The 24676-nt window shown below is 70.9% G+C and carries 22 protein-coding genes; 18 read left to right on the forward strand and 4 right to left on the reverse strand.

All coding sequences use genetic code 11. The features are described 5' to 3' along the window. Positions 1 to 142: 142 nt before the first annotated feature. The 14 genes from AB0F52_RS42720 to AB0F52_RS42785 all read left to right on the forward strand — a co-directional run bounded on the left by AB0F52_RS42720 (position 143) and on the right by AB0F52_RS42785 (position 14829). Positions 143 to 5968 carry a type I polyketide synthase gene (locus AB0F52_RS42720; RefSeq protein WP_360183610.1) on the forward strand — a complete coding sequence of 1942 codons (5826 nt, stop codon included), beginning with the start codon at positions 143 to 145 and terminating at the stop codon, positions 5966 to 5968. 2 nt (positions 5969 to 5970) lie between these two features. Then, complete coding sequence (locus tag AB0F52_RS42725; RefSeq protein ID WP_360183612.1) at positions 5971 to 6423, forward strand: acyl-CoA thioesterase; 453 nt, start codon at positions 5971 to 5973, stop codon at positions 6421 to 6423. A gap of 1 nt (position 6424) precedes the next feature. After that, the gene (locus tag AB0F52_RS42730; protein ID WP_360183614.1) at positions 6425 to 7000 is read left to right on the forward strand and encodes a flavin reductase family protein; all 576 of its coding nucleotides are present in this window, start codon (positions 6425 to 6427) and stop codon (positions 6998 to 7000) included. A 14-nt stretch (positions 7001 to 7014) separates the two neighbouring features. Beyond that, on the forward strand, positions 7015 to 8076 hold the full coding sequence (locus AB0F52_RS42735; protein ID WP_360183616.1) for an SDR family NAD(P)-dependent oxidoreductase: 1062 nt from the start codon (positions 7015 to 7017) through the stop codon (positions 8074 to 8076). Between the two features lie 17 nt (positions 8077 to 8093). Further along, a complete protein-coding gene (locus AB0F52_RS42740) occupies positions 8094 to 8297 on the forward strand; it encodes a DUF6222 family protein (protein ID WP_360183618.1) in 204 nt (67 codons plus the stop codon). 164 nt (positions 8298 to 8461) lie between these two features. After that, entirely contained in the window at positions 8462 to 9991 is a 1530-nt protein-coding gene (locus tag AB0F52_RS42745) for an acyl-CoA carboxylase subunit beta (protein ID WP_360183753.1), read from the forward strand. 10 nt (positions 9992 to 10001) lie between these two features. After that, positions 10002 to 10205 carry an acyl-CoA carboxylase epsilon subunit gene (locus AB0F52_RS42750; RefSeq protein ID WP_360183620.1) on the forward strand — a complete coding sequence of 68 codons (204 nt, stop codon included), beginning with the start codon at positions 10002 to 10004 and terminating at the stop codon, positions 10203 to 10205. 116 nt (positions 10206 to 10321) lie between these two features. After that, complete coding sequence (locus AB0F52_RS42755) at positions 10322 to 10501, forward strand: hypothetical protein (RefSeq protein ID WP_360183622.1); 180 nt, start codon at positions 10322 to 10324, stop codon at positions 10499 to 10501. Between the two features lie 181 nt (positions 10502 to 10682). Beyond that, the gene (locus AB0F52_RS42760; RefSeq protein ID WP_360183624.1) at positions 10683 to 10991 is read left to right on the forward strand and encodes a DUF6235 family protein; all 309 of its coding nucleotides are present in this window, start codon (positions 10683 to 10685) and stop codon (positions 10989 to 10991) included. 241 nt (positions 10992 to 11232) lie between these two features. Next, positions 11233 to 11712 carry a DUF6423 family protein gene (locus AB0F52_RS42765; protein ID WP_360183755.1) on the forward strand — a complete coding sequence of 160 codons (480 nt, stop codon included), beginning with the start codon at positions 11233 to 11235 and terminating at the stop codon, positions 11710 to 11712. A 43-nt stretch (positions 11713 to 11755) separates the two neighbouring features. Further along, positions 11756 to 13084, forward strand: a complete 1329-nt coding sequence (locus AB0F52_RS42770; protein ID WP_360183626.1) for an NAD(P)-binding protein — start codon at positions 11756 to 11758, stop codon at positions 13082 to 13084. Next, entirely contained in the window at positions 13077 to 13541 is a 465-nt protein-coding gene (locus AB0F52_RS42775) for a DUF6187 family protein (RefSeq protein ID WP_360183628.1), read from the forward strand. The genes AB0F52_RS42770 and AB0F52_RS42775 overlap by 8 nt, the downstream gene beginning before the upstream one ends. Beyond that, positions 13513 to 14061, forward strand: a complete 549-nt coding sequence (locus AB0F52_RS42780; RefSeq protein ID WP_360183630.1) for a carboxymuconolactone decarboxylase family protein — start codon at positions 13513 to 13515, stop codon at positions 14059 to 14061. The genes AB0F52_RS42775 and AB0F52_RS42780 overlap by 29 nt, the downstream gene beginning before the upstream one ends. Positions 14062 to 14223: 162 nt before the next feature. Continuing rightward, the gene (locus AB0F52_RS42785) at positions 14224 to 14829 is read left to right on the forward strand and encodes a response regulator transcription factor (protein ID WP_360183632.1); all 606 of its coding nucleotides are present in this window, start codon (positions 14224 to 14226) and stop codon (positions 14827 to 14829) included. A gap of 481 nt (positions 14830 to 15310) precedes the next feature. Here the strand turns inward: AB0F52_RS42785 and AB0F52_RS42790 are convergent, their stop codons facing one another. Beyond that, positions 15311 to 16459, reverse strand: a complete 1149-nt coding sequence (locus AB0F52_RS42790; protein ID WP_360183634.1) for an epoxide hydrolase family protein — start codon at positions 16457 to 16459, stop codon at positions 15311 to 15313. 16 nt (positions 16460 to 16475) lie between these two features. Further along, complete coding sequence (locus AB0F52_RS42795; RefSeq protein WP_360183636.1) at positions 16476 to 17189, reverse strand: DUF2306 domain-containing protein; 714 nt, start codon at positions 17187 to 17189, stop codon at positions 16476 to 16478. 244 nt (positions 17190 to 17433) lie between these two features. Between AB0F52_RS42795 and AB0F52_RS42800 the strand changes: the two genes are divergently transcribed. The 3 genes from AB0F52_RS42800 (at position 17434) to AB0F52_RS42810 (ending at position 20811) form a co-directional block, all read left to right on the forward strand. Continuing rightward, positions 17434 to 18615, forward strand: a complete 1182-nt coding sequence (locus AB0F52_RS42800; RefSeq protein WP_360183638.1) for an acyl-CoA dehydrogenase family protein — start codon at positions 17434 to 17436, stop codon at positions 18613 to 18615. Positions 18616 to 18648: 33 nt separating this feature from the next. Next, entirely contained in the window at positions 18649 to 19086 is a 438-nt protein-coding gene (locus AB0F52_RS42805) for an SgcJ/EcaC family oxidoreductase (protein WP_360183640.1), read from the forward strand. Positions 19087 to 19383: 297 nt separating this feature from the next. After that, the gene (locus tag AB0F52_RS42810; protein ID WP_360183642.1) at positions 19384 to 20811 is read left to right on the forward strand and encodes an MFS transporter; all 1428 of its coding nucleotides are present in this window, start codon (positions 19384 to 19386) and stop codon (positions 20809 to 20811) included. Positions 20812 to 21036: 225 nt separating this feature from the next. Here AB0F52_RS42810 and AB0F52_RS42815 read toward each other — a convergent pair whose 3' ends face one another. Next, on the reverse strand, positions 21037 to 22281 hold the full coding sequence (locus tag AB0F52_RS42815; protein WP_360183644.1) for a cytochrome P450: 1245 nt from the start codon (positions 22279 to 22281) through the stop codon (positions 21037 to 21039). 832 nt (positions 22282 to 23113) lie between these two features. On the opposite strand from AB0F52_RS42815, the gene AB0F52_RS42820 reads away from it, so the two are divergent. Then, entirely contained in the window at positions 23114 to 23497 is a 384-nt protein-coding gene (locus AB0F52_RS42820; protein WP_360183646.1) for a VOC family protein, read from the forward strand. Here AB0F52_RS42820 and AB0F52_RS42825 read toward each other — a convergent pair. Beyond that, the gene (locus AB0F52_RS42825) at positions 23439 to 24611 is read right to left on the reverse strand and encodes a glycosyltransferase 87 family protein (RefSeq protein WP_360183648.1); all 1173 of its coding nucleotides are present in this window, start codon (positions 24609 to 24611) and stop codon (positions 23439 to 23441) included. The two genes, AB0F52_RS42820 and AB0F52_RS42825, sit on opposite strands and share 59 nt — an antisense overlap. Positions 24612 to 24676 lie beyond the last annotated feature (65 nt).

The raw sequence follows: 24676 nt of genomic DNA on the forward strand, positions 1-24676 counted from the left end.
GGCAGCCCGGGCCACCGGGCAGCGGCGGCGCCGCCAGACGGAGACAGGCCGGCGGCGGGACCTCGGGTCCCGCGCCGGCGGACAGCGGGGACCCGAAAGTTCCCGTGATACGGGGCTCGAGAGCCAGTGGGAGTGCGGTGGCATGAGCGTAGAGCGGATTTCGATCGTCGGTATCGGCCTCCGATATCCCGACGCGAGTTCTCCGGAGGACCTCTGGGAGAACGTCCTGGCCGGGCGCCGGGCGTTCCGCAGGCTGCCGGATGAACGGATGAACCGGGCGGACTACTACTCGTCCGACCCCAAGGCGCCCGACCGCTTCTACGCGCAGAAAGCTGCCGTGCTGCGGGACTACGAGTTCGACCGGGTGGCGCACAAGGTCGCCGGCAGCACCTTCCGGGCGACCGACACGACACACTGGCTCGCCCTCGATGTCGCGGCGCAGGCCCTGGCCGACGCCGGGTTCGCCGAGGGCGAAGGCGCCCCGCGGCAGAGCACCGGTGTCGTCATCGGCAACAGCCTGACCGGGGAGTTCTCCCGTGCGAACATCATGCGGCTGCGCTGGCCGTACGTCCGCCGCACGATCGCCGCGGCGCTGACCGAGCGCGGCTGGGAGGACGACGAGACCGCAGACTTCCTGCGGCAGCTCGAGGTCCAGTACAAGGAGCCGTTCCCCGAGATCAACGAGGACAGCCTCGCCGGCGGCCTGGCGAACACCATCGCCGGCCGCGTGTGCAACCACTTCGACTTCGCCGGCGGCGGGTACACCGTCGACGGCGCCTGCTCGTCTTCGCTGCTTTCGGTGGTGACCGCGGCCAACGCGCTAGTCCAGGGCGACCTCGACCTCGCCGTCGCCGGCGGTGTCGACCTTTCGATCGACCCGTTCGAGGTGATCGGGTTCGCGAAGACCGGCGCGCTGGCCAAGACCGAAATGAAAGTCTACGACGCCGGCTCCAACGGCTTCTGGCCCGGCGAGGGCTCGGGCATGCTGGTCCTGATGCGCGAGAGCGACGCGCTGGAGCAGGGCAAGCGGATCTACGCGTCGATCGGCGGCTGGGGCGTCTCCTCCGACGGCAAGGGCGGCATCACGCGGCCCGAGGCGGCCGGGCACCGGCTGGCGCTCAAGCGCGCCTACGACCGCGCCGGCTACGGCGTCGAGACCGTCTCCTACTTCGAGGGCCACGGCACCGGCACCGCGCTGGGCGACGCCACCGAGATCGAAGCGCTGTCCACCGCCCGCCGGGACGCCGACCCGCTGGCCGCGCAGGCCGCGCTGTCGACGATCAAGGGCAATATCGGGCACACCAAGGCCGCGGCCGGGGTGGCCGGCCTCATCAAGGCGACGCTGGCGGTGTACCACCAGGTCATCCCGCCGGCCACCGGGCACTTCGAGCCGCACGAGTCGCTCACCGGGTCCTCGGCCCGGATGTACGTCCCGGGTTCCGCGGTGCTGTGGCCGGAAGACCAGCCGGTCCGCGCCGGGGTGTCCGCGATGGGCTTCGGCGGGATCAACTCGCACATCACGGTCACCGAGGCGCCGACCGCGTCCCGCCGCCGCGAACTCGACGAGCGGGCTCGCGCACTGGTCGCCGGCCGTCAGGACGCCGAGCTGCTGCTGTTCGACGCCGACGACGTCGCGACCCTGCGCGGGAGCATCGTCGCGACGCTGGAAATCGTGCCGAAGCTGTCGTTCGCCGAGCTGACCGACCTCGCCGGCTCGCTGGCCGGGGAGCTGTCGGGCAAGCCGGTGCGCGCCGCGGTCGTCGCGGGCAACCCGGAGCAGGCCGAGCGGAAGCTGACCAAGCTCCTCGAAGAGCTCGAGTCGGGCGACGCGGTCTTCGACGGTAACGACGGCATCTTCGCGAGCAGCCGCACCTCCGCACCGAAGATCGGCTACCTGTTCCCGGGCCAGGGGTCCGGACAGGGCGGGGACAGCGCGCTGCGCCGCCGGTTCACCGTGGCCGACGAGATCCACCACGTCGCCGCGCTGCCGGTCACCGGCGACCAGATCGCCACCGAGGTGGCCCAGCCCCGGATCGTCACCGGCTCGCTGGCCGGGCTGCGCGTGCTGCGCTCGTTCGGCATCGAGGCGTCGACCGCCACCGGGCACAGCCTCGGCGAGCTGACCGCGCTGCACTGGGCCGGCGCGCTCGACGAGCGGTCGCTGATCGACCTGGCGAAGATCCGCGGCAAGGTGATGGCCACGACGGCGGGCGAGGGCACCGGCGCGATGGCCGGGATCGTCGCTTCACCCGGCCGCGTCGAAGCACTGGGCCTCGGCGACGACGTCGTCATCGCCGGGTACAACGCGCCCGGGCAGACCGTGATCTCCGGGCCCGCCGAGGCGATCGACCGCATCGTCGAGCAGGCCAAGACCCAGGGCGTCGGTGCGACCCGGCTCAAGGTCTCGCACGCCTTCCACTCGCCGGCCGTCGAACCGGCCGCGAACGCGATGACCGAGCGGCTGGGCGAGTTCGACTTCTCCCGGCTGGAACGACCGGTCGTGTCCACCGTCAGCGGTGACGTCCTGCACGCCGCGGAGAACCTGCCGGAGCTGCTGCGCGAACAGATCGTGCTGCCGGTCCGCTTCCGCGAGGCCGCCGCGAAGGTCGCCGAGCGCAGCGACCTGGTGGTCGAGGTCGGCCCCGGCCGGGTGCTGAGCGGCCTGTTCGAGGAGACCGTGCCGGAAACGCCGGTACTGGCGATCGACACGGACAACGCGTCGCTGGCCGGCCTGCTCGGGGTCCTCGGCGCGGCCTACGCCCTCGGCGCGCGGGTTTCCCTGGACGCCCTGTTCACGGACCGCGTCATCCGGCCGCTGCCGGTCGACGGTGAATTCCGCTTCCTCGCCAGCCCGTGCGAAGCCGCCCCCTCGATCGACAGCGAACTCGCTGCCGAGCTGGCGGCGGAAAACGCGCAGGACGCCGAGGACGGCTCCGCGACCGAAGGCGACGGCAGCTCGACGCTGGACCTGCTGCGCAAGCTCGCCGCCGAGCACGTCGAGCTGCCGCTGGAGACGGTCACCGCCGACACGCACCCGCTCGACGACCTGCACCTGTCGTCGATCACGGTCGGGCAGCTGGTCAACGACGTCACCCGGGCGCTGGGCCGGCCCGCGCTGGAGGGGATGCCGAACTTCGCGACGGTCTGCCTCGGCGAGCTCGCCGAGATGATCGACGAGCTGGCGGAGACGGAGAAGCCGAGCGATTCCTCCGGCTCGGAAGAGGCCCCGGGCGTCGGGCCGTGGGTCCGGCCGTTCGCGGTCGAGCACGTGCCGGCACCGCGGCCGGCCGCGGACCGCACCCCCGGGGACGCCCACGACGAATGGCAGGCCTTCTCGACGCCGGGGCACCCGCTGTCCGAGCCGCTGAAGGCCGCGCTCGCCGCGGCCGGCACCGGCGACGGCGTGCTGCTCTGCCTGCCGGCGGACTGCGACTCCGAGCACGTGGGCCTGTTCCTCGAGGCCGCCCGTGCCGTCATGGCCGCCCCCAACGGCACGCGGTTCGTGGTCGTGCACCACGGCTACGGCGCCGCCGGCCTGGCCAGGACGTTGCGGCTCGAGGACCCCTCGGCCAAGACGACGATCGTGGACCTCGCCGACCCGGCTCCGTCCGGTGGGGACGCGGTTTCCGAAGCCGTCCGCACCGTGGTGGCCGAGGTCGCCGCGACCACGGACTTCACCGAAGCCCACTACAGCGCCGACGGAAAGCGCACGGTGCCGCGGCTGTCCGCGCTGCCCGCGCCGGAAGCCGGGCCGATCCGCGACTCGCTGGACGCCTCCGACGTCCTGCTCGTCACCGGCGGCGGCAAGGGCATCACGGCGGAGAGCGCGCTGGCGCTGGCCGAGGACTCCGGCGCCAGGCTGGCCCTGCTCGGGCGCAGCGACCCGGAGTCCGACACCGAGCTGGCGGAGAACCTCGACCGGATGGAGGCGGCGGGCATCCGCTACCGCTACGAGCGCGCCGACGTCACCGACGCGGCGCAGGTCGCGGAGGCGGTCGCCCGGATCGACGCCGACCTCGGCCCGGTCACCGCGGTGCTGCACGGCGCGGGCCGCAACGAACCGGCTGCCCTCTTCAGCCTGACCGAGGACACCTTCCGCAAGACCCTCGCGCCGAAGATCGACGGCCTCAAGGCGGTGCTCGCCGCGGTGGACCCCGACCGGATCAAGCTCCTGGTCACCTTCGGCAGCATCATCGGCCGGGCGGGCCTGCGCGGTGAAGCGCACTACGCCACGGCCAACGACTGGATGACCGAGCTGACCGTGCGCTTCGGCCAGGAACACCCCCAGGCGCGGGCGATCGCGCTGGAGTGGTCGGTCTGGTCGGGCACCGGCATGGGCGAGAAGCTCGGCGTCGTGTCCGCCCTGATGCGCGACGGCATCACGCCGATCCCGACCGAGGAGGGCATCACCATCCTCCGCCAGGTGCTGGCCGACCCGGCCACACCGCCGGTGCTGGTGGTCTGCGGCCGCACGTCGGGACTGGTCACGCTGCCGATCCAGCGGCGCGAGCTGCCGCTGACCCGGTTCGTCGACCGCGCGGTCGTGCACTACCCGGGTGTCGAGCTGATCACCGAGGCCGACCTCTCCGACGGCAGCGACCCGTACCTGACCGACCACCTGCTCGACGGGAAGCTGCTGTTCCCGGCGGTGCTCGGCATGGAGGCCATGACGCAGGCCGCGGCGGCGACGCTGAACCGCACCGGCACCCCGGTGCTCTCCGACGTCGAGTTCCTCCGGCCGATCATCGTCTCGCCCGGCGGGTCGACCACGATCCGGCTGGCCACGCTGGCCCGGGACGCGGACACCGTGGACGTCGTCATCCGCAGTGACGAGACCGGCTTCAGCGCCGACCACTTCCGGGCGCGGCTGAGCTTCGCGCGGCCGGAGGAGCTCGGTGAGCGGGCCGCTCGTGACGTCGCGCTTCCGCCGGTCCCGGTGGAGCCGATCAGCGAGCTGTACGGCTCGGTCCTGTTCCAGGGCAAGCGGTTCCAGCGCGTCCTCGGCTACCGGCGGGCGAGCGCCCGGCACGCCGTCGCCGAGATCGCGACGACCGCGAACGTCAGCTGGTTCGCGCCGTTCCTGCCCCAGGAGCAGTTGCTGGCCGACCCCGGCACCCGGGACGCGATGATGCACGCGATCCAGTGCTGCGTCCCGGACGCGACGCTGCTGCCGCAGGGCATCGAGAAGCTGTACCTGGCCGAACCCGGCCGCCAGCACGACGAATTCGTCCTGCTGGACGCGAAGGAACGCTCCCAGGACGGCGACAGCTACGTCTACGACCTCGACGTGCGCAACCCGGACGGGACGCTGGTCGAGCGGTGGGAAGGGCTGCAGCTGCGCGCGGTCCGCAAGCGCGACGGCGCCGGGCCGTGGGTCCCGTCGATGCTCGGGTCCCACGTGGAGCGTGCCTGCGAGCGGCTGCTCGGCGGGACGCGGTCGGTGGTCCTCGAGCCCGACCCGGCAGGCCGGCCGGCGGAGGGCGTCGCCGAACGCCGGGCGCAGACCGCGCTGGCCGCGGGCCGCGCGGTCGACCACCCGGTCGAGGTCCGCTACCGCCCCGACGGCAAGCCGGAGTGCGACGAGGGGAACGTCACCGCGTCGCACACCTCGCAGCTGACCCTCGTGGTCGCCGGCGCCGACCAGGTCGCCTGCGACATCGAGACGGCGGTCGAACGCACCGAAGAGGACTGGGCCGGGTTGCTGGGCGAAGAGCTCATCGCCCTCGGCCGGCTGCTGGCCGCGGACACCGGCGAGCCGATCAGCGTGGCCAACACGCGGGTCTGGAGTGCGGTGGAGTGCGTCCGCAAGACCGGCTCGATGACCCAGGCACTGACCGTGCGCCAGGTCGACGCCGACGGGTGGGCACTGCTCGCCTGCGGCAACGCCCTGATCGCCACCTGGTCGACCACCGTCAACGACCGGACCGACCCGATCGTGTTCGCCGTGCTCCACGCGGAGGGGAACTGAAGATGACCGGTTACTACGAGATCCGCCACACGGTCGGCTTCGAAGAGACCAACCTGGTGGGCAACGTCTACTACGTGAACTACGTGCGCTGGCAGGGCCGGTGCCGCGAGATGTTCCTGAAGGACAAGGCACCCGCGGTGCTCGAAGAGGTCCGGCACGACCTCAAGCTGTTCACCCTCAAGGTGGAATGCGAGTTCTTCGCCGAGATCACGGCGTTCGACGAGCTGTCCATCCGGATGCGGCTGGAGGAGCAGACCTCGACGCAGATCCAGTTCGCGTTCGACTACGTCCACCTCACCGAAGACGGCGAGGAGCGGCTGGTGGCGAGGGGACGGCAACGCATCGCCTGCATGCGCGGCCCCAACACGAACACCGTGCCGTCGCGGGTCCCCGAGCAGCTGCAGGAGGCGCTGGAGCCCTACTCGACGGCGGCGGTCAACGGCAAGGGAGTCTGACGTGGGCCACGAAACGGAGGCCGCCGAACGGGCCCACGTGCTGAAGCGGGTGCCGACGTCCTCGTCGCGCCGCGGGATCTCGGCCCAGTCCGGGCTGCGCCAGGCCTTGGGGCAGTTCGCGACCGGGGTGACCGTGCTGACGGCGGGCGGCGAGGACGCGCACGGGATGACCGCGAACGCGTTCACGTCGGTGTCGCTCGAACCGCCGATGGTGCTGTGCTGCGTGTCGAAGGCGGCCCGGATGCACGCCTCGATCGTCACGGCGGGCTCGTTCGGGGTGAACATCCTGGCCGCCGAGCAGGAGGACGTCTCGAAGTACTTCGCCGACTGGCGGCGTCCCGGCGGGATGGCGCAGTTCGAAGCGGTCGGGTACACGACGGGCCGGAAAACGGGGTCGCCCCTGCTCACCGGCGCACTGGCGTGGCTGGAGTGCGAGCTGGCCGAGGTGCTGGAAGGCGGTGACCACTCGATCTTCCTCGGGCAGGTCGTCGCCACCAGCCGCGGCACCGGCGAGCAGGCGCTCGTCTTCTACGGCGGCGGTTACCACCGGATCGACGGCCACGCCCGCGCGGCCTGAGGGGAGTGAAGGTCATGCTGATCGCGGTCACCGGCGGCACCGGCTTCCTCGGTGCCCACACGGTCGCGGCGCTGCTGCGGCGGGGGCACCGGGTCCGGCTGCTCGCCCGGGACGCGAGCGGCGTGGCCCGCGCACTGGCGCAGCTGGGTGCCGATTCGTCCACTGTGGACGTCCAGGTCGGCGACGTCACGGACCCCGCGGTGGCCGGTCGGCTGGTGGCCGGAGCGGACGCACTGCTGCACGCGGCGGGCGTCTACACCTTCGACAGCAGGCGGAAGGCCGAGCTGTGGCGGGTGAACGCCGAAGGCACCGAGGTCGTCCTCGGCGCCGCCCGGCGGGCGGGGACCGGCCGGATCGTGCACGTCTCGACGGTCGGGGCGCTCTACCCGACGGACCGGCCGACGATCGGGCCGGCGAGCCCGGTCGGCGAGCCGCGGGAGCCCTACCTCGCGTCCAAGGCCGCGGCCGAGCGGATCGCGCGGCAGCACCGGGCCGATGGCGCGCCCGTCACCATCACCTACCCGCCGGCGTTGCTCGGGCCCCACGACCCGCACCTCGGCGACCAGAACGCACGGCTGCGGGACCTGCTGCGCGGGCTGATGCCGATCTGGCCGTCCGGTGGCCTGCCCATCGGCGACGTCCGGGACTCCGCCGAGCTGCACGCGAGGCTGCTCGGGGAGCCCGCGGCGGCCGCGCCCGCGGCGTTCGGGCCGGGCCGCTTCCTGACCACGCGCGAGTACCTCGCCACGGTGCGGTCGGCGACCGGGCGGCGCCTGCCGGCGGTCTTCCTGCCGCCGGCGGCGATGGCGCCGGTCGGGCGGCTGGCCGACCTGGTGCAGCGCGCCTGGCCGTGGCACATCCCGGCCGAGTACGGCGCGATCTACGTCTGCGCCACCGCCGTCCCCGTCGACGGGGACGCACCCACCGGAGGCGTCCGGGCGCGGCCCGCCGGCGACACCGTGCGCGACACGGTGGCCTGGCTGCACGCCACCGGACGGCTCACCGCGCGGCAGGCGGGTGCCGCCGCGCGGCCGGAAACCGCGGCGCGGATCCCCGCGCAACCGCGAACGCAGTGACGGAAGGAGTTCCCGCGATGACCGCGAACAGCGAAGCCACCGGTGCCTTCGGAGTCGTCCGGCCGATGCCCGGCCCCGTGCCGAGCGAGCCGCCGGCCGAGGTGCCGATCCGCCCGGTGCCCCGGCTCGGCCGCGGCATCGTGTGGTCCGACATCGTCGCCGAGATCGCCCGGGACGTCGCCAAGGACGCCGACGAACCCGGGATGAGGGATGCCGCGTGAGCGGAGCCCGGGATTCCGGAGCGCGCCGGGCGGACGTGCCGCCGGCGGACGGGCCGGTCCGGCCCGTCCGCCGCCGGGCGGAGGGGCCGCCGGCCGGGTCCGGCGACGCCAAGGTGATCGAGTTCGCCAGGGCGGCCGAGCAGGCCCCACCCGGCCCGCCGACCATGCGCGTGCTCCGGCAGCGGCGCGACGAGCTGCGCGCGCGGATCGTCGGCGGCCGGCCCGACGGGGTCCACCGGCAGCACTCCCTCGGCAAGCTCACCGCCCGTGAGCGGCTCGCCCTGCTGCTCGACGACGACTCCTTCGTCGAACTCGAGCCCTACCGCCGCCAGGCCGGCGCCGCGGCGGCCCGGCCGCACACCGACGGCGTGGTCGCCGGGTCCGGCACCATCGACGGGCGCCGGGTGTTCGTCTACGCGCAGGACTTCACGCTCTTCGGGGGCTCGCTCGGCGAAGCGCACGCGGCGAAGATCCACAAGGTGCTCGACCTCGCGGTGGCCGCCGGCGCGCCGGTGATCGGGCTCAACGACAGCGGCGGCGCGCGGATCCAGGAAGGCGTGCTGGCGCTGAACGGCTACGGCGGGATCTTCCGCCGCCAGGTCGACGCGTCCGGGGTGATTCCGCAGATCAGCGTGATCGTCGGGCCGTGCGCCGGTGGCGCGGCGTACTCGCCGGCCCTGGCGGACTTCACGTTCATGGTCCGCGACACCGCGCGGATGTACCTCACCGGGCCGGACGTCGTGGCCGCGGTGAGCGGGGAGCAGGTGAGCCACGAGGACCTCGGCGGTGCCGACGTGCACGGCGTGCACTCCGGTGTCGCCACCGTCGTGCACGACGACGAGGAGACGTGCCTCGAGGACGTCCGGTACCTCGTCTCCCTGCTGCCGTCGAACTACCTCGAGCCGGCACCGGCGGCGGCGCCGACCGGCGCGAAGGACGACCACCGGCCGAAGCTGGCCGAGCTCGTCCCGGTCGAGCCCAACCAGCCGTACGACATGCGGGACGTGTTCGCCGAACTGGCCGACGAGGGCGAGTTCTTCGAGCTGCACGAGGGCTGGGCCAAAAACGTGCTGTGCGCCCTGACGCGGATCGACGGCCGGGTCGTCGGCCTGGTCGGCAACCAGCCGGTGGTGTTCGCCGGGGTGCTCGACGGGCCGGCGTCGCAGAAGGCCGCCCGGTTCGTGCGGTTCTGCGACGCGTTCGGCATCCCGCTGGTGAGCCTGGTCGACGTGCCCGGGTTCCTGCCCGGCGTGGAGCAGGAGCGCGGCGGGATCATCCGCCAGGGCGCGCAGCTGCTGCACGCCTACTGCGAGGCGACGGTGCCCCGGATCCAGGTCGTCCTGCGCAAGGCCTACGGCGGGGCCTACATCGTGATGGACTCGCGCTCGATCGGCTGCGACCTGTCGCTGGCCTGGCCGACCAACCAGATCGCGGTGATGGGTGCCGAGGGCGCGGTGAACGTGCTGCACCGGCGGGAGCTGGCGGACGCGGACGACCCGGACGCGGTGCGCGCCGAGCTCGTCGCCGAGTACACCGAGGAGTTCCTGCACCCGCAGTACGCCGCCGAACGCGGGCTGGTCGACGACATCGTCGATCCCGCGGAGACCCGGGCCGCCCTGGCCCGCGGCCTGGAGATGCTGCAGGACAAGCGCAAGCCGGGACCGGCTCGCAAACACGGCAACCAGCCGATCTGAGGGAGGGGCGATGGCGGAACTGCGAGTGCTGCGCGGCGAGCCGTCCGCCGAGGAGCTGGCGGCGCTGGTGGTGGTCCTGCGGGCCGTGCTGGGCCGCGCCGGGCCGGCGGACCCGCCCGGGCCGGCGGACCCGCCTCCGCGGGGCTGGGCCGGCCGGGCGGCCGAGGTCCCCGGCCGCCCGGGTGCGTGGCGGCGGTCCGGCCTGCCGGGGTGAGCGGGCCGCGGCCGCCCGTGACCTGCCCCATCACCGCCGGACCGCCGTCCGGCCGGTCCTCGAGCCCCCGCGGGCATGGCGGGGAGTCGCAACCACTGGGAAACGGAGGAAACGCCATGGCAGCAGCAGGATCATCCAGCGCACGGCGCCGGGCGGAAGCGGGACCGGCCGGCGCGAAACGCCGGGCGGAAGCACACGGGCGGGCGGCGGAGGGTCGTGGCCGGCCCCGGGCGGCCCGGCGGGCCCCCGCGGTACGCGAATACCTGCGCGAGCACATCGTGCTCGGGTACAACTGACGGCTCCGGGCGGGCACCGCGCGTGCCCGCCCGCGCCGGACCGCACGTACGGAGATGTCCGGCCCGCCGGGCCGGCGGGACACTTGAGCTTCTCGGGGCCGGCGTGTCGGCAGACCGCCGGCGGGGCCAGGCCCGCCGGGATGCCGGACACCCGGCGGACGTTCGGTTGGGAGGCCGGAGGATGGCGATGCGCCTCCAGCTCACCGCGGGCGTGAACGTGCTCGACGAATGGGCCGAGACGGCGTCACAGACGGAGCTGAACCTTGTCTACGAAGCGTTGTTCGCCATCGCGGACGGTTCCGCTTTTCTCGTGTACGACGTTTTCGGCGACCCTCGTAATCCGGGAAATTTCGTTATTCTGGTGAAGCCGCAGCTGGTGCTCAAGGTCATGGTCCAGCGCGCGGAATCGGCATTCTCGATTTGTTACGTCGGTGCGCACGAGGACGACGCCCAGGCGTCCACCCGGACGAAGCGCCGCAACCGGGAGTGACCGCCGGACCAGCCACTGTGGGCCGAATGGGCCAACGGGTCCGCCCCGCGCCCACCCATGACGAATACCGGTGCCGACCATGCATTTCTCACCTTGACAGCGTCTCTCGTGGTGTGTAAGCCTTTGTGCGTTCGTGAATCGAAACGTTATTCATGGGGGATAGCGAGGAGGCTCCAGCGTGTCTTCGCCTGAATTGCCAGGACTCGACGTTTCCAGCCGGGTACGTGCCCGGGACATCCAGATGACCGGCGTCGCCGATGTCGCCCGCCGGGTGCTCATGATCACCGGTGCGATCGACACGACCGACCACGACGTCTCGGTCAGCGTTTCCCTGCCCGCGGCGGGACGCTGGCAGGTCATCAAGTCCGAGACCAACCTCACCGACCAGACGTGGGTGGCGATGCAGGCGGTCCTCGACGAGGACTCCGTGTTCCTCGACGACGAGCCGCTGATGTCGCCCCAGTTCGCGAAGAGCTTCATGACGCCGGACCAGCGGCGCCTCACCTTCTACGACGGCGAGGTCCGGCCCGGCGAGGCCGTGCTCAAGACGTATTCGATGGAAGCCGGCGGCGACAAGCCGACCTACTTCTACTCGCGCTACAGCCCGATCGCGACCGACAGCACCGAGCAGTCCAGCCAGACCCTCGAGGAACTGGTCACCAACGGGATGAGCCAGCGGCCGGTCATCGAGCTGATCGTGCCCGTCACGGTGCTCGGCTGAACCGCGCCCGCGTGGTGCCGGTGGCCGGAGGACGGGGGAGTACGTGATCACGTTCGTGCCCGGACCCCACCTGCTGGACTCACCGCGGGGCCGGCCTTGGCCACGGCTGCCCGCGCCGCCGGTCACGACGTCGGCCACGACACCCCGCGCCACCGCCGACGTCGTGGTCGTCGGGGCCGGGCCCGCCGGGCTCGCGGTCGCGTCGGCGTTGTGGCACCACGGTGTCGACGACGTCGTGGTCGTCGACCGCGACGGCCGGCCGTGCGGCCGGTTCTTCGACCGGATCGACCGGCTCGGGCAACGGGTGCTGCGCTCGCCCTACGAGCACCACCCCGGTGTGGAGGGCTACCGCGACTGCGAGCTGCTCGACTTCGCCCGGCTGCACTGGGCGCGCCTGACCGCCGTCGAACGGCGTGAGATCCGGATGGCGCAGGCCGGCCACCGGTCGGTGGTCCCGGTCGACGTGTTCGAGGCTTACTGCGCGCACCTGGTGGCGAGCCACCACGTCGCGGAGAAGACCTGGCGCGGCTCGGTCCGCGAAGTCCTGCCGACCGCCGACGCGGTGACCGTCCGCGCCGACCGGTTCACCGTCACCGCGGCCCACGCCGTGCTCTGCCTCGGCGAGGAACGACAGGACGCCCCGCCCTCGTGGTGGGGCGGCGGGCGGCCGCCGGCCGGCGTGTCGTACTGGGACGAGCCGGTGCCGGCGGGCGAGCGGCGGATCGTCGTCGGAGCCGGGCTCACCGCGGCGCACCTGATCAGCGGTGCGCTGGACGCGGGCCGCGAGGTGCACTGGGTGATCCGCGGGTCCGGCGAGCGCTACCAGTGCGCCGACGTCAATTCGTCGTTCTTCCGGCCCGAGGGCCGGAAGAGGTTCGACAGCGTCGGCTGGGCCGACCGGCTCGGCCTGATGGCCCGGTTCCGCCGCGCGTCGGTCATGTTCGAGTTCCGCCCCCGGTTCGAGCGCGCCGAGGCCGCCGGGCAGCTCGTCGTGCACCGCGGGCAGGCCGTCGAACGGATCACCACCGGGACCGGCGGCACGGTGGCCGTGCGGCTCGGCGGCGGCCGGGCCGCCACCGGCGACCACGTGGTGCTCGCGCTGGGCACCACGCCGTCGATCGGCACCGGGCTGCTGCCGGACGAGGTGGTCGGCGCGCGCGACGGCTGGCCGGCGCTGGACGAACGGACCATGGCCTTCGAGCGGGCCCCGCGCGTTTCGGTGATCGGCGCGGCCGCGGGGATGGTCCTCGGCCCGGCGGCCCGGAACATCGACGGGCACCGGGTCGCGACGGCCCGGGTCGCCGCCGCCGTCGCGGCCGCGGTCCGCGCCGACCGGCCCGCCGCCGTGCACCGGGAGGCCGTCGGTGTCTGAATACGCGGACAGCCGGTTCGCCCTGCCCGGAGTCGACGCCCCGGCGGGCACCGAGGTCGGGGTCATCCTGCTCGGCCTCGAGGCCGACCGGCTGCTCGCCGGCCTCGGCCTGGCCCGGCTGGCCGACGATCCCGCGCTGGTCACCCAGGCGGTCGACCAGGCCCGCCACGGCGTCGCCGGCTTCACCCTGTCCGGGCTGGTCGCCGGGGGCGCCGAGCACTGGCGCTCGCTGCGGCGGGCGCTCGAATTCCCGCCTCGCCCGAACCCCGGGTCGCACCGGCAGGAGTGGACGCGAGCCGCCGAGCGGGTCGCCGCCGCGCTCCCGGACGCCGGCCCGGCCACGATCGCCTACCTGACCGCCTGCGCGCTGCGCCGCGGTGACGTCGACGAGCTCGCCGACGCACCGATCGAGACGGAGGATCCCTTCGATGTCCTACCTGAAGTCCCTGCCGGCTGAGACGACCCTGCTCCAGGTCTTCCGCGCCTACCCCGGCCCGGCGAAGCACCTGCTGGCCTTCCACGAGGAAGTGTTGCGCGGCGAGTCGCCGTTCACCCCGGGCGAACGGGAGCTGATCGCGGCCTACGTGTCTGGGCTGAACAGCTGCGACTACTGCCACGGGATCCACACCGTGACCGCCGAGGCGTTCGGGGTCCCGGAAGGCCTGCTCTCCGCGGCCGTCGCGGATCTGGCTTCGTCCCCCGTGGACGCCCGGATCAAGCCGGTGCTGGCCTACGTCGGCAAGCTGACCCGTACCCCGGCCCGGATGACCGAGGCCGACGCCGAAGCGGTGTTCGCGGCCGGGTGGGACGAGCGTGCGCTGCACGACGCCGTGCTGGTCTGCGCGTTGTTCAACTTCATGAACCGGATGGTCGAGGGAGTCGGCATCCGAGCGGACGCGGCATATGCGGCCGAATCGGGGAAACGGCTGAAGGAAGTCGGGTACGCAGGTCTCGCGGGGCTGCTCGCCGAAGCTTGATCCTCTGCCGGCACAACGAAAACGGGAGCCGGTTCCGTCCACACAGCGCACCTGAAATGTAACGCGCTGTGGCAATTTGGACCGGAATTCCCGAAGGTGCGGCGGAAAACCCCTGCCGGTGTTTAACTTATATCAGCGGGTGCGGTGAATGGGGGAGCGCAGGTGATCAAGGTCATCCTCGCCGAGGACATGAATATCGTCCGTGGGGCACTTGTCGCGTTGCTGCGTCTCGAACCCGATATCGAGATCGTCGCGGAGGTCGCCTCCGGCGACGAAATACTGCCGGCCGCCAGGGAGACCGGCGCCGAGGTCGCGATCATCGACATCGACCTGCCGGGCAAGGACGGCCTGACCGCGGCCGGCGAACTGCACGAGCAACTGCCCGGCTGCCGCACGTTGATCCTCACCAGCCTCGGCAGGCCGGGCACGCTGCGCCGGGCCCTGGCCGCGAAGGTCGGCGGGTTCCTGCTCAAGGACGCGCCGCCGGACAGGCTCGCCAACGCCGTCCGCGGGGTGGCCGCGGGGCGCCGCATGGTCGACGGCGACCTCGCGCTCGCGGCGTGGGACGCGGCCGACTGCCCGCTCACCGAACGCGAGATCGACGTGCTGCGGCTGACCGCCGAAGGGTACGAGACGGTCGAAGTCGCGGTGCGGCTGTACCTTTCGGCCGGTACGGTTCGCAACTACCTGACCACGGTGGTCGCGAAGCTCAACGCACGCAACCGGGTCGACGCGATCAGGATCGCGAAGGACTCCGGCTGGCTTTGACCGGCGCCAGCGCGTTTGCCTCGCGGCGACCCGCATTGTTTGACCGCGTGGGCGGAGCACGACGCGGCGGCGTTCGACGCGATCAACTCGTAGATCAGTGCCGGCGGTGTGCTGCGGGACGGCGAAACCGAGGTCTCCGACCGGGAGGCGATCCACGCTTCCTGGCTGGTCGTGCTGGACGGGGATGACCGCTTACCAGAACAGTCCCACGAACAAGTGAATCAACGGTTGCACACCGGCGCGGTGCTCGCCCCGGCACTACCAGTTGGCGCGGAGCCTCGGCTGTCCCGGCGAGCTGCCCTCGCCCGCCGGCTGTCACGCCTGGAGGGCCGGGCCACGTCGGTGACGCCACCGGCGACGACTGGCCGCCGGTAGGCCCCCCATCCTCACGGCACACACAGCCCGGATCCATCGATCGGTTGGGCCGCACCGGCCCAACCGATCGGTGGATCGACGAAACAGCGTCCCTTCGACGACGCGGTCAACGGACCGTCGCGAAGAACTTCCTGATGTCGGCCACCAGCAGCTCCGGTTGCTCCATCGCGGCGAAGTGGCCACCGCGGTTCATCTCGGTCCAGTGCGTGATGCTCGGCAGGTCGCGTTCCGCGAGGCGGCGGATCGCCGGGAACACGTCCTCCGGGAACACCGCCACCCCGACGGGAACATCGGTCGGCTGGACGGGTTGTGCCCGTTCCTCCGCGCCCTCGTAGTAGAAGTTGGCCGCCGAGCCGGCCGTGTTGGTGAGCCAATAGATCATCACGTTGGTCAGCAGCTGGTCGCGGTCGACGGCGTCCTCCGGCACGTCGGCCGCGTCCGCCCACTCCCGGAACTTCTCCACGATCCATGCCAGCTGCCCGACCGGCGAGTCGGTCAGCCCGTACGTGACCGTCTGCGGCCGCGTCGACTGCAGCCGCATGTACGGCGACAGCTCGGTGTCGAACCGCTGCAGTGCCGCCAGCCGCCCCTTGTCCACTTCGGACAACTCGGCCAGCTCGTCCGGGTCACCGGACGGCACGGTCACCAGCATGTTGACGTGCACGCCGACCACGTGCGCCGGATCGACGCGGCTGGCCTCGAGCGACACCGGGGAACCGGCGTCGCCGCCCTGCGTGCCGTACCGGTCGTACCCGAGTCGGTGCATGAGCTCCCGCCACGCGTGCGCGATCCGGTGCACCGTCCATCCGGTCTTCGTGGTGGGACCGGAGAAGCCGAACCCGGGCAACGACGGGACCACCACGTGGAACGCGTCGGCCGCGGACCCGCCGTGCGCCACCGGGTCGGTCAGCGGGCCGATGACGTTCAGGAACTCGGCGATCGAGCCGGGCCAGCCGTGGGTCAACAGCAGGGGCAGCGCGTTCTCCTCCGGCGATCGGACGTGCAGGAAGTGGATGTTGTCGCCGTCGATCTCGGTGACGTACTGGGGAAAGGCATTGAGCTGCCGCTCGGCGGCCCGCCAGTCGTAGGTGTCACGCCAGTAGGCGACCAGTTCCTTGAGATAGCCGACCGGCACGCCGCGGCTCCAGCCGACGCCGGACAGCTCGGACGGCCAGCGCACCGCGTCGAGGCGCCTGTGCAGGTCGTCCAGTTCGGACTGCGGGACGTCCACGCGGAACGAATCCATCGGTGCCATTGATGCCGTGCCTCCTCTAAACCTTTCGCGTTGCCAGTGGTCGAGTCTTGGTCCGCTCCAGCCACCAGTACGCGATCGTCAGATTGATCACGAACCCGATCCAGGTGGCGGTCTCCAGCACCAGCGGCATGGAGATCATGTCGTAGCCGGGCACCACCCGCAGGGTGAGCAAGATGACCCGCCCCCACACGATCTGCATGCACAGCGCGAAACTGAAGATCATCCAACGCCGATGCTCCACCCAGTTGCGCCGCCGCGCCATCACGAACCCGGTGACCGTGCAGCCGAGCCACAGCAGCGCCGCGATCGCGTTGCCCGGCGGCCCAGCCGAGAACGGCACGATGAACAGCGCCAGGATCCCCGACGGGATCACCCCACCGAACACGTACACGCGGCCTATGGTGCGGTGCAACGCGGGACGGCGTACCCGCAACCGCGGCCAGATCTGAAACGGCACAGTGGCCAGCGCGACCGTCCCAAAGAGAATGTGGGCTTCCAGCAGGGCGAAGTGCCACGGCACATCCCGGCGCAGGCCGGGAATTCGGGCCTGTGCCGGGTCGAAGCTCAGATACGGCGGCAGCGAGTAGGCGATGAACGCGATCGAGATCAGCGCCGCCGGCGCCACCCAGGTGCGCCGGTACCAGGGCCTGCCCGGTCCGCGCCTTGGCCCAGGAGGTTTCTCCGGCTCCGGTTCTGGGACCCGGTCCAGGACATCGGAATGCTGTGTCAAGGTGTGCTCCTCAGGCTCGACGGAAAACGCGTGGCCTCGGTGGTAGACCGGTTATCGAGCGCGCCCAGGAACTCGTACGACCATCATCGTCTCAGCGGGCCTGGGCCCCTGGCAAGGCTCTGGACTGCACGAATTCCTCGCAATTCAGAAGATGCGACCCGTCGTACGCCCGTGCGAACGTCGACTGGAGCTTCGGTGGCCGACCCGCGCAGGAAACAAGCGCATGACATCTCTAGGAGGTTTTGTGTCGACCAACCAGATTCCGACGCGAGAACAGCTCGTTCGGCGCGCGGCAGAGCTGGTGCCCACGCTGCGCAAGCACGCACCGTGGGCGGAGGAGAACCGGCGCCTGCACGACGACGCGGTAGCAGCGCTCAAGGACGCCGGCATGTTCCGGCTGCGCAGCCCGAAGCGCTACGGCGGCTACGAGGCCGACACCCGCACGCTCGTCGAAGTCGCGTCCGAGCTCGGCCGCGCGGACGGGTCGGCGTCGTGGGTGACCTCCGTGTACTGGATCCCCACCTGGATGGCCTGCCAGTTCCCGGACAGCGTCCAGGACGAGATCTTCTCGAAGGACGACGCCACCGTGTGCGGCACGCTCAGCCCGAGCGCGATGGCCAAGCCGGTCGACGGTGGCGTGGTCGTGACCGGCAAGTGGGGCTTCATCAGCGGCGCGCTGCACTCCGACTGGCAGGAGATCATCGCGATCCTCACGCCGAAGGACGGCGAACCGTACCCGATCATGGGGCTGGTCCCGCTGTCGGACCTGCTGATCGTCGACGACTGGCACGTGGTGGGCCTGAAAGGTTCCGGCAGCGTCAGCACGGTCGCGCAGGACGTCTTCATCCCGCAGGAACGGATCATGCCATTGCCGGTGCCACTGGCCGGCGACTCGATGTCCGAGACCAACGGGGACGCCGCGATCTACCGGCCGCCGCTGTTGCCGGTCGCGTGCGCCTCGTCGGTCGGCACGGCCATCGGGCTCGCGAGGGCCGCACGCGAGGTGTTCTTCAAGCGCCTGCCCGACCGCAAGATCACCTATACGGAGTACGCGAAGCAGCAGGACGCGCCGATCACGCACCTGCAGGTCGCCGACGCCTCGCAGAAGATCGAGCGGGCCGAGTGGCACGCGCACCGGCTCGCCGGCCTCGTCGACGCCAAGGGCGAGGAGGGATCGCAGTGGAAGCTCGAGGAGCGCGCCCAGTGCCGCGGTGATCTCGGCGCCGTGTGCCGGCTCGCCAAGGAGGCCGTGGACATCTTCCGGATGGCGAGCGGCGGGTCGTCGGTGTACACCGACGTGCCGATGCACCGCATCGCGGCCGACATCCAAGCCATCAACCTGCACGCGCTCATGAACCCGAACACCAACGCGGAGCTGTACGGCCGCGTGCTGTGCGGCCTCCAGCCCAACACGCTCTACATCTGACCGGGACCACCACCCGAGATTGAGAGGAAAGGCATGACCACCACCCCCGAGACGACCGCCGCTGACCAGGCCGCCGTCGCGGCACTCACCCAGCGCGTCATCGCCGCCTGGGCCTACGCGGACGCGGACAGCTTCGCCGACACCTTCACCGAGGACGGCACGATGACGCTGCCCGGTCTGTACAAGAAGGGCCGCGAGGAGATCCGCACCTACCTGAAGGACGCCTACGCCGACCAGTACAAGGACACGCAGGTCACCGGCAAGCCCGTCGACCTGCGGTTCCTCAGCCCGGACGTGGCGCTGTTGCTCACCCAGGGCGGCGTGCTCGCGGCCGGCGAGACCGAGGTGTCCGACGACCAGGCCATCCGAGCCGCGTGGACGTGTGTCAAGCAGGACGGCGACTGGTACCTCGCGGCGTACCAGAACAGCCCGGCAACCAAGGCGCTGCCGCCGCCAGGAACGTCGAGCTGACCATGCGTCACCAGTGCCCGCCGGGAGACAGCGCACCTCAGCGGGCACCTTTGCGGGCGGGCACCTTTGCGCCAGCCGGTTTGGCGCCGGCCGGTCACGGGTACCCGCGCTTAATGGAACAGACACTCGAGGGCGTCCGTTCGCTTGAGCGCCTTGGTGTCGGCCGCCTCCACCAGGGGGAAGGTGCCGCCCGGCAGTGTCACGAAGGTTCGGAAATCGGTCGCGATCGAGGCATCCGGGTCCGGCGCGGTGGATCGATATCAGTGAATGAATTTTCGAGCGGATAGGAGAGCGGACATGAGTTCCGAGTCGACTTCGGCCCGGAAGTGGGTCCTCGGGCTGACATCCGTCGTGTCGCTGATGGTGGCGCTTGACATCCTCATCGTGTCGACGGCGCTTGACTCGATCAGAACCGATCTCGGCACGTCGCTCGAGACGCTCGAGTGGTCGGTGAATGCCTATAACTTGACATTCGCGGTGCTGCTGATGACCGCGGCCGCGCTGGCCGACCGGTTCGGGCGGCGAAGGTCGTTCGTGACCGGGCTGATCGTGTTCACCGTGGCGTCCGCGATGTGTGCGCTCGCGGCCGACGCCGGGTGGCTGATCGTGTGGCGCGCGGTGCAGGGTGCCGGCGCCGCGATGGTGATGCCGGTGTCGATCGCGCTGATTTCGACCGCGTTCCCGCCGGAGCGGCTCGGCCGCGCACTCGGCATCTACATGGGCGTCACCGGTCTCGCGACGGTCGCCGGCCCTCTCGTCGGCGGCGCGATCACCCAGGCCTTCGGTTGGGAGTGGATCTTCTGGCTGAACGTGCCGATCGGGCTGATCGTGGTGCCGCTCGCGCTGATGCGGGTCAAGGAGAGCAAGGGCCCGGAAACCCGGCTCGACATTCGAGGCAACGTGCTGGTGACCGCGGCGGCGTTCGCGCTGGTGTGGGGGCTGGTGCGAGGCAACCCAGCCGGTTGGGGCAGCGTCGAGGTCGTGACCGCGCTGGTGCTCGGCGTAGTGCTGGTGGGGGCATTCGTCGCGTGGGAGAAGCGGGCGCCGCAGCCGATGCTGCCGTTGCGGTTCTTCCGGAACCGGTCGTTCTCCCTGGGCAACGCCATCACCTTCTTCATCTTCGCCCAGCTGTTCGGCTCGGTGTTCCTGATGGCGCAGTTCCTGCAGAACGTCGTCGGCTCCGGACCACTCGAGTCCGGGCTGCAGATGATCCCGTGGACCGGCACGATGGTGTTCGTGGCGCCGATCGCCGGCTCGCTCGCCGACCGGTTCGGCCCGCGCCCGGTGATCGTCACAGGTCTGCTGTGCTCGGCGGCCGGGATGCTGTGGCTCGGACTGGTAGCGGCGCCCGGCCTGTCGTACTGGTCGGTGGTCCTGCCACTGCTGATCGTCGGCGTCGGCAACTCGGCGGCCATCCCGGTCGCGCAGAGCACGACCGTCGGCTCGGTCGGCCAGGAGGCGGCCGGCAAGGCGTCCGGCGCCAACGGCATGCTGCGTGAGCTCGGCGGCGTGTTCGGTATCGCGATACTGGTGGCCATCTTCGCCGCGGTCGGCGGCTACACGTCGTCCACCACCTTCGCCGACGGCTTCGCCGGCGCGATCTTCGGCTGCGTGGCGTTCTCCCTGATCGGGGTGGCGCTCGGCGTCCTGTTGCCCCGCAAGGCGGCAGCTCCGGACTCCCCGACGCCGGCCGTGCCCGCCGACGAGCGGGCGGAAGCGCGCTGACAGCACGGGTACGTACCGACAACACGGGTTCGGGACGCTGGACGGTTCACCGTCCAGCGTCCCGAACCCGTGTCCATGCCAGTCGTTCCTGATCCCGTTCCGGCCACCACGCTCGGCGGAGATCTCGGTCCCGCTCGGGGCTGCACCGGAATCCCAGGTTTCACCCGCGAAGTGGAGAGCGGCCGCTCCGTCAGGTGCGGCCGCTCTCCCAGATCTCGCGCCCCGTCAGGCCGCGGTCCGCGCCGCCTCCGAATCGAGGCGGACCGGCAGTGCGCTGTGCCCGTTCATGATGAACGTCGGCAGCGGCCGCAACTCCTCCTCCGGCACGGCGAGCGTGAGCCGGGGGAAGCGGTCGAACAGCGTGGACAGCCCGATCTCCGCCACCGCCCGCGCGATGCCGGCGCCGAGGCAGAAGTGCGGCCCGTGCCCGAACGAGATGTGCTCCTTGTTTTCCCTGGTCACGTCGAACTCGCCGGCGGAGGAGCCATGCAACTCCGGGTCGCGGCCGAACGCGCTGTAGTTCACCAGGATCGGGTCGCCCTCGGGGATCGTCACGCCCTCACCGAGCGGGATGTCCGCCGCGGCGTACCGCAGTGGCAGGTGCGCGAGCGGCGAGTGGACCCGCAACGTCTCGTCGATCACGGACTCCCACGCCACTTCGCCGGACGTCACCAGCGCCAGCTGGTCGGGATGGGTGATGAGCGCGGTGATCGCGTTGTCGAAGAAGTTGATGGTGGTCTCGGAGCCCGCGCCGAGGATCGCGAAGATCGTGTCCGTCAGCTCCATCTCGGACAGCCGTGAGCCGTCCTCGTCGCGGGCCCTGACCAGGTCGCTCGCGATGTCCTCGGCCGGCTGCTCGCGCTTGAGGGCGATCAGCTCCGCCATCGCGCCACGCCAGCCCGCCAGCACCGCCTGCGCCTGCTGCGGCGTGACCGTGGTGTCGACCATCATGTCGATCACCTTCGCGGTCTCCGCGCGCGCGTCCTCCGACATGCCGATGAGGTCGGCGACCAGCCGTGCCGGCATCGGGTAGGCGAACCGCTCACGCAGGTCCACCACCTCGCCCGGCGGCGTCTCGGCGAGCGCGTCGGTCAGCCGGTTCGCGAGTTCGACGATACGTGGCTTGATCGCCTCGGTGCGCCGAGGCGTGAATGCCTTGCCCACCAGCCTGCGCAGCCGGACGTGGTCCTTGCCGTACGAGGTGACCATGTTGTCCATCGCGATCCAGCTGATCATCTCCCAGTCCGGCGGGATCTCACCGTTGATGAACGCCGGCCAGTGGTTGCGCGCGCTCTTCGTCACCGACGGGTTGGTCAGCACCTGCTTCATGACGTCGTGCCGGTTGATCGACCAGGCGAGCACTCCACCTGGGAGCTCCACCCGGGTCGCCGGCCCATCCTCCCGCAGACGGGCCGCCTCCGCGTGGATGTCGCGGCCACTGGTGTCCAGCGCAACGGGGCATTTCTCCATCGGAATTCTCCAACCTCGTGCCAGTATTTCCGGAATCGTGGCTACTTCCCAGCCTACGAAGCCGACGCCAGCGAATACAGGCTCGGCAACGAACACCGCAACGCAGGAGACGAACAGCGCAATACAGGAGATGGAACATCGCAACGTAAGAGATGACCATTACCTCGAAAACAATGGAGAGTAAGAGTACTGGAGAGAATGAGGAGAGGAATAGGCACCTGCGGACAGCCGCTACGGCCGTGGTCCCCTTTGTGGTCGCCGTGTTCGTGACCGCCACGATCACGGCGTCCGGCTGACCGACCGATGACGGGCCGCCGGAGCTCGCCGGGTTCCAGCACGACTGGGGCACCGCGAAGATCCACTGTGCCCGAGGCGGTTCCGGGCCCGGGTCTCGGCGACTCGACCGCACCGGCGGACGGCTACGACTTCAAGACGACGGCAGCGCGCGTGCGGGAGGTCGTGCACAGCCTGGGGTTCTCGAAGATCGACATCCTCGCGCACGACATCGGCTCGTCGACCCTCGTACCGCTACGCACGCGACTTCCCCGACGAGGTCAGGAAGCTCTTCGTATCCGAAACCATGCTGCCGGGCTTCGGCGCCGAGGAGAACTACGGCAACGCGCGGCACCCGGACCGGGTCGCCGAGGACGAGTTCCTCGCCCAGCAATCCGACCCGACGACGTCCGCGAGGTCGTCGCACCCGACTCCGGCCGGTGGATCCCCGAGGAGAACCCGAGGTTCGTCGTCGACTGCGCGCGCCTGTTCTTCGGTGACACGCCTGAGGATCCCGCCACCGTGCCGACGCGGCTGAAGTCGTGTAAACCTTAGGGGCATGAGCATCTCGGTAGGCAGCATCCTGCTCGGCAGCGTCGACCCGGACCGCTTGCGAGAGTGGTACCGGGCGGCGCTCGCCCCGTGGCACACCGGCAGCGGGTTCATCCACTTCGGCGGTCTCGACCTGCTGATCGACGGCCGTGACGACGTGGCGGCCGTGAATTCCGAGCCGGGACGCGTGGTCATCAACTTCCACGTCGACGACGCCCGGGCCATCGCGGCGCATCTCGACACGGTAGGCGTGACCTGGCTGGTGCCGCTCGAGGAACGGCCGAACGGGTTGTTCGCCACGTTCACCGACCCGGACGGCAACGTCCTGCAGATCATCCAGCTGACCGAGCAGTATCGCGCGTACCTGGAGTCCGTGCCCAGGTCACACTGAACGCGAGCCCGATCGCGACGATGCCGACGTATCCGGTCACCGTCACGAAGAGATTCCCCAGCGGGGTCACCTGAAAGCCGTCACCGAGCTGCTTGGACAACCAGTTCACCGGGAGCGTGAACCACAAGGCGGCGATCACCAACGCCACCCGGTGACGCGTCACCGCCAGCCACACCAGTGCGGGCGCGATCCACACGAAGTGGTGGTCCCACGACACCGGGGAGACCAGCAGCGCGGTGAACGCGACGACGAGGACACCGAGCAGTGTGTCTCCCCGACGCTGGGCCCTGGCCGCGACGGCAAGCCCTGCCGCGGTCACCACCAGGCACAGCGGCAGCCACACCCACACGCTGGGCGCGGACGTCGCGCCGACGAGCCGGGCCATGAATCCCGGTATCGAGTGGTTGACCAGCTGGTCGGACACGGCCATGCGCCCGGCGTCGAAGAAGATACCGCCGAACCAGTAGTCGCGGGAGTCCGCCGGCAGCACGAGGAACGCGACGCCCACGGTCGCCGCGAAGGCGACTGCCGCGCGAATCGCGTCTTTGATCCGACCCACGCACAGCAGGTACCCGACGAAGATCAGCGGGGTCAACTTGAGGCCGGCGGCGACGCCGATGGCGACGCCACGCCACCTTTCCGGTAACCGTGGCCAGAAATCCAGCAGCACCAACAGCATCAGCACGATGTTGAGCTGGCCGAGCACGATCGTCATCAGTACCGGCGTGAGCAGCAACGCAATCGGCGTGGCGATGACGGCGGCCTTGCGCTGGTGGAGCAGGTCGAGCGCGAGCCACAGAGTTGCCGCGACCGCGGCCACGTTCAACAGTGTCCACAGCAGATTCGCCGGAGTGAAGCCGAGCGTCGACACGGGGCTGAAGAAGAGCGCCGCGAATGGTGGGTAGGTGAACGGCATGTCGTGGAACGCCGCCGTGTCAACGGACAGCGTGTACAGGTGGGCACCGTCCAGGACCGCGTGCCCGCCCGCGAAGTAGACGGCGAAGTCCACCATCCAGAAAGACCAGTGGGACGCCACCAGCACCACGCCCACGACGCCGACCATGACCGCGACCATGATCGACGGAGCTCGCCCGACTCGCTCGGAAACCGCCATGGCGCCCCCTTGTGACCGGACTCAGGAATCCCATCATTGTGGTTTCGCCGGCACCGTGGCACATC

It is taken from the genome of Amycolatopsis sp. NPDC024027 (genome assembly GCF_040638975.1).
Lineage (GTDB): Bacteria > Actinomycetota > Actinomycetes > Mycobacteriales > Pseudonocardiaceae > Amycolatopsis.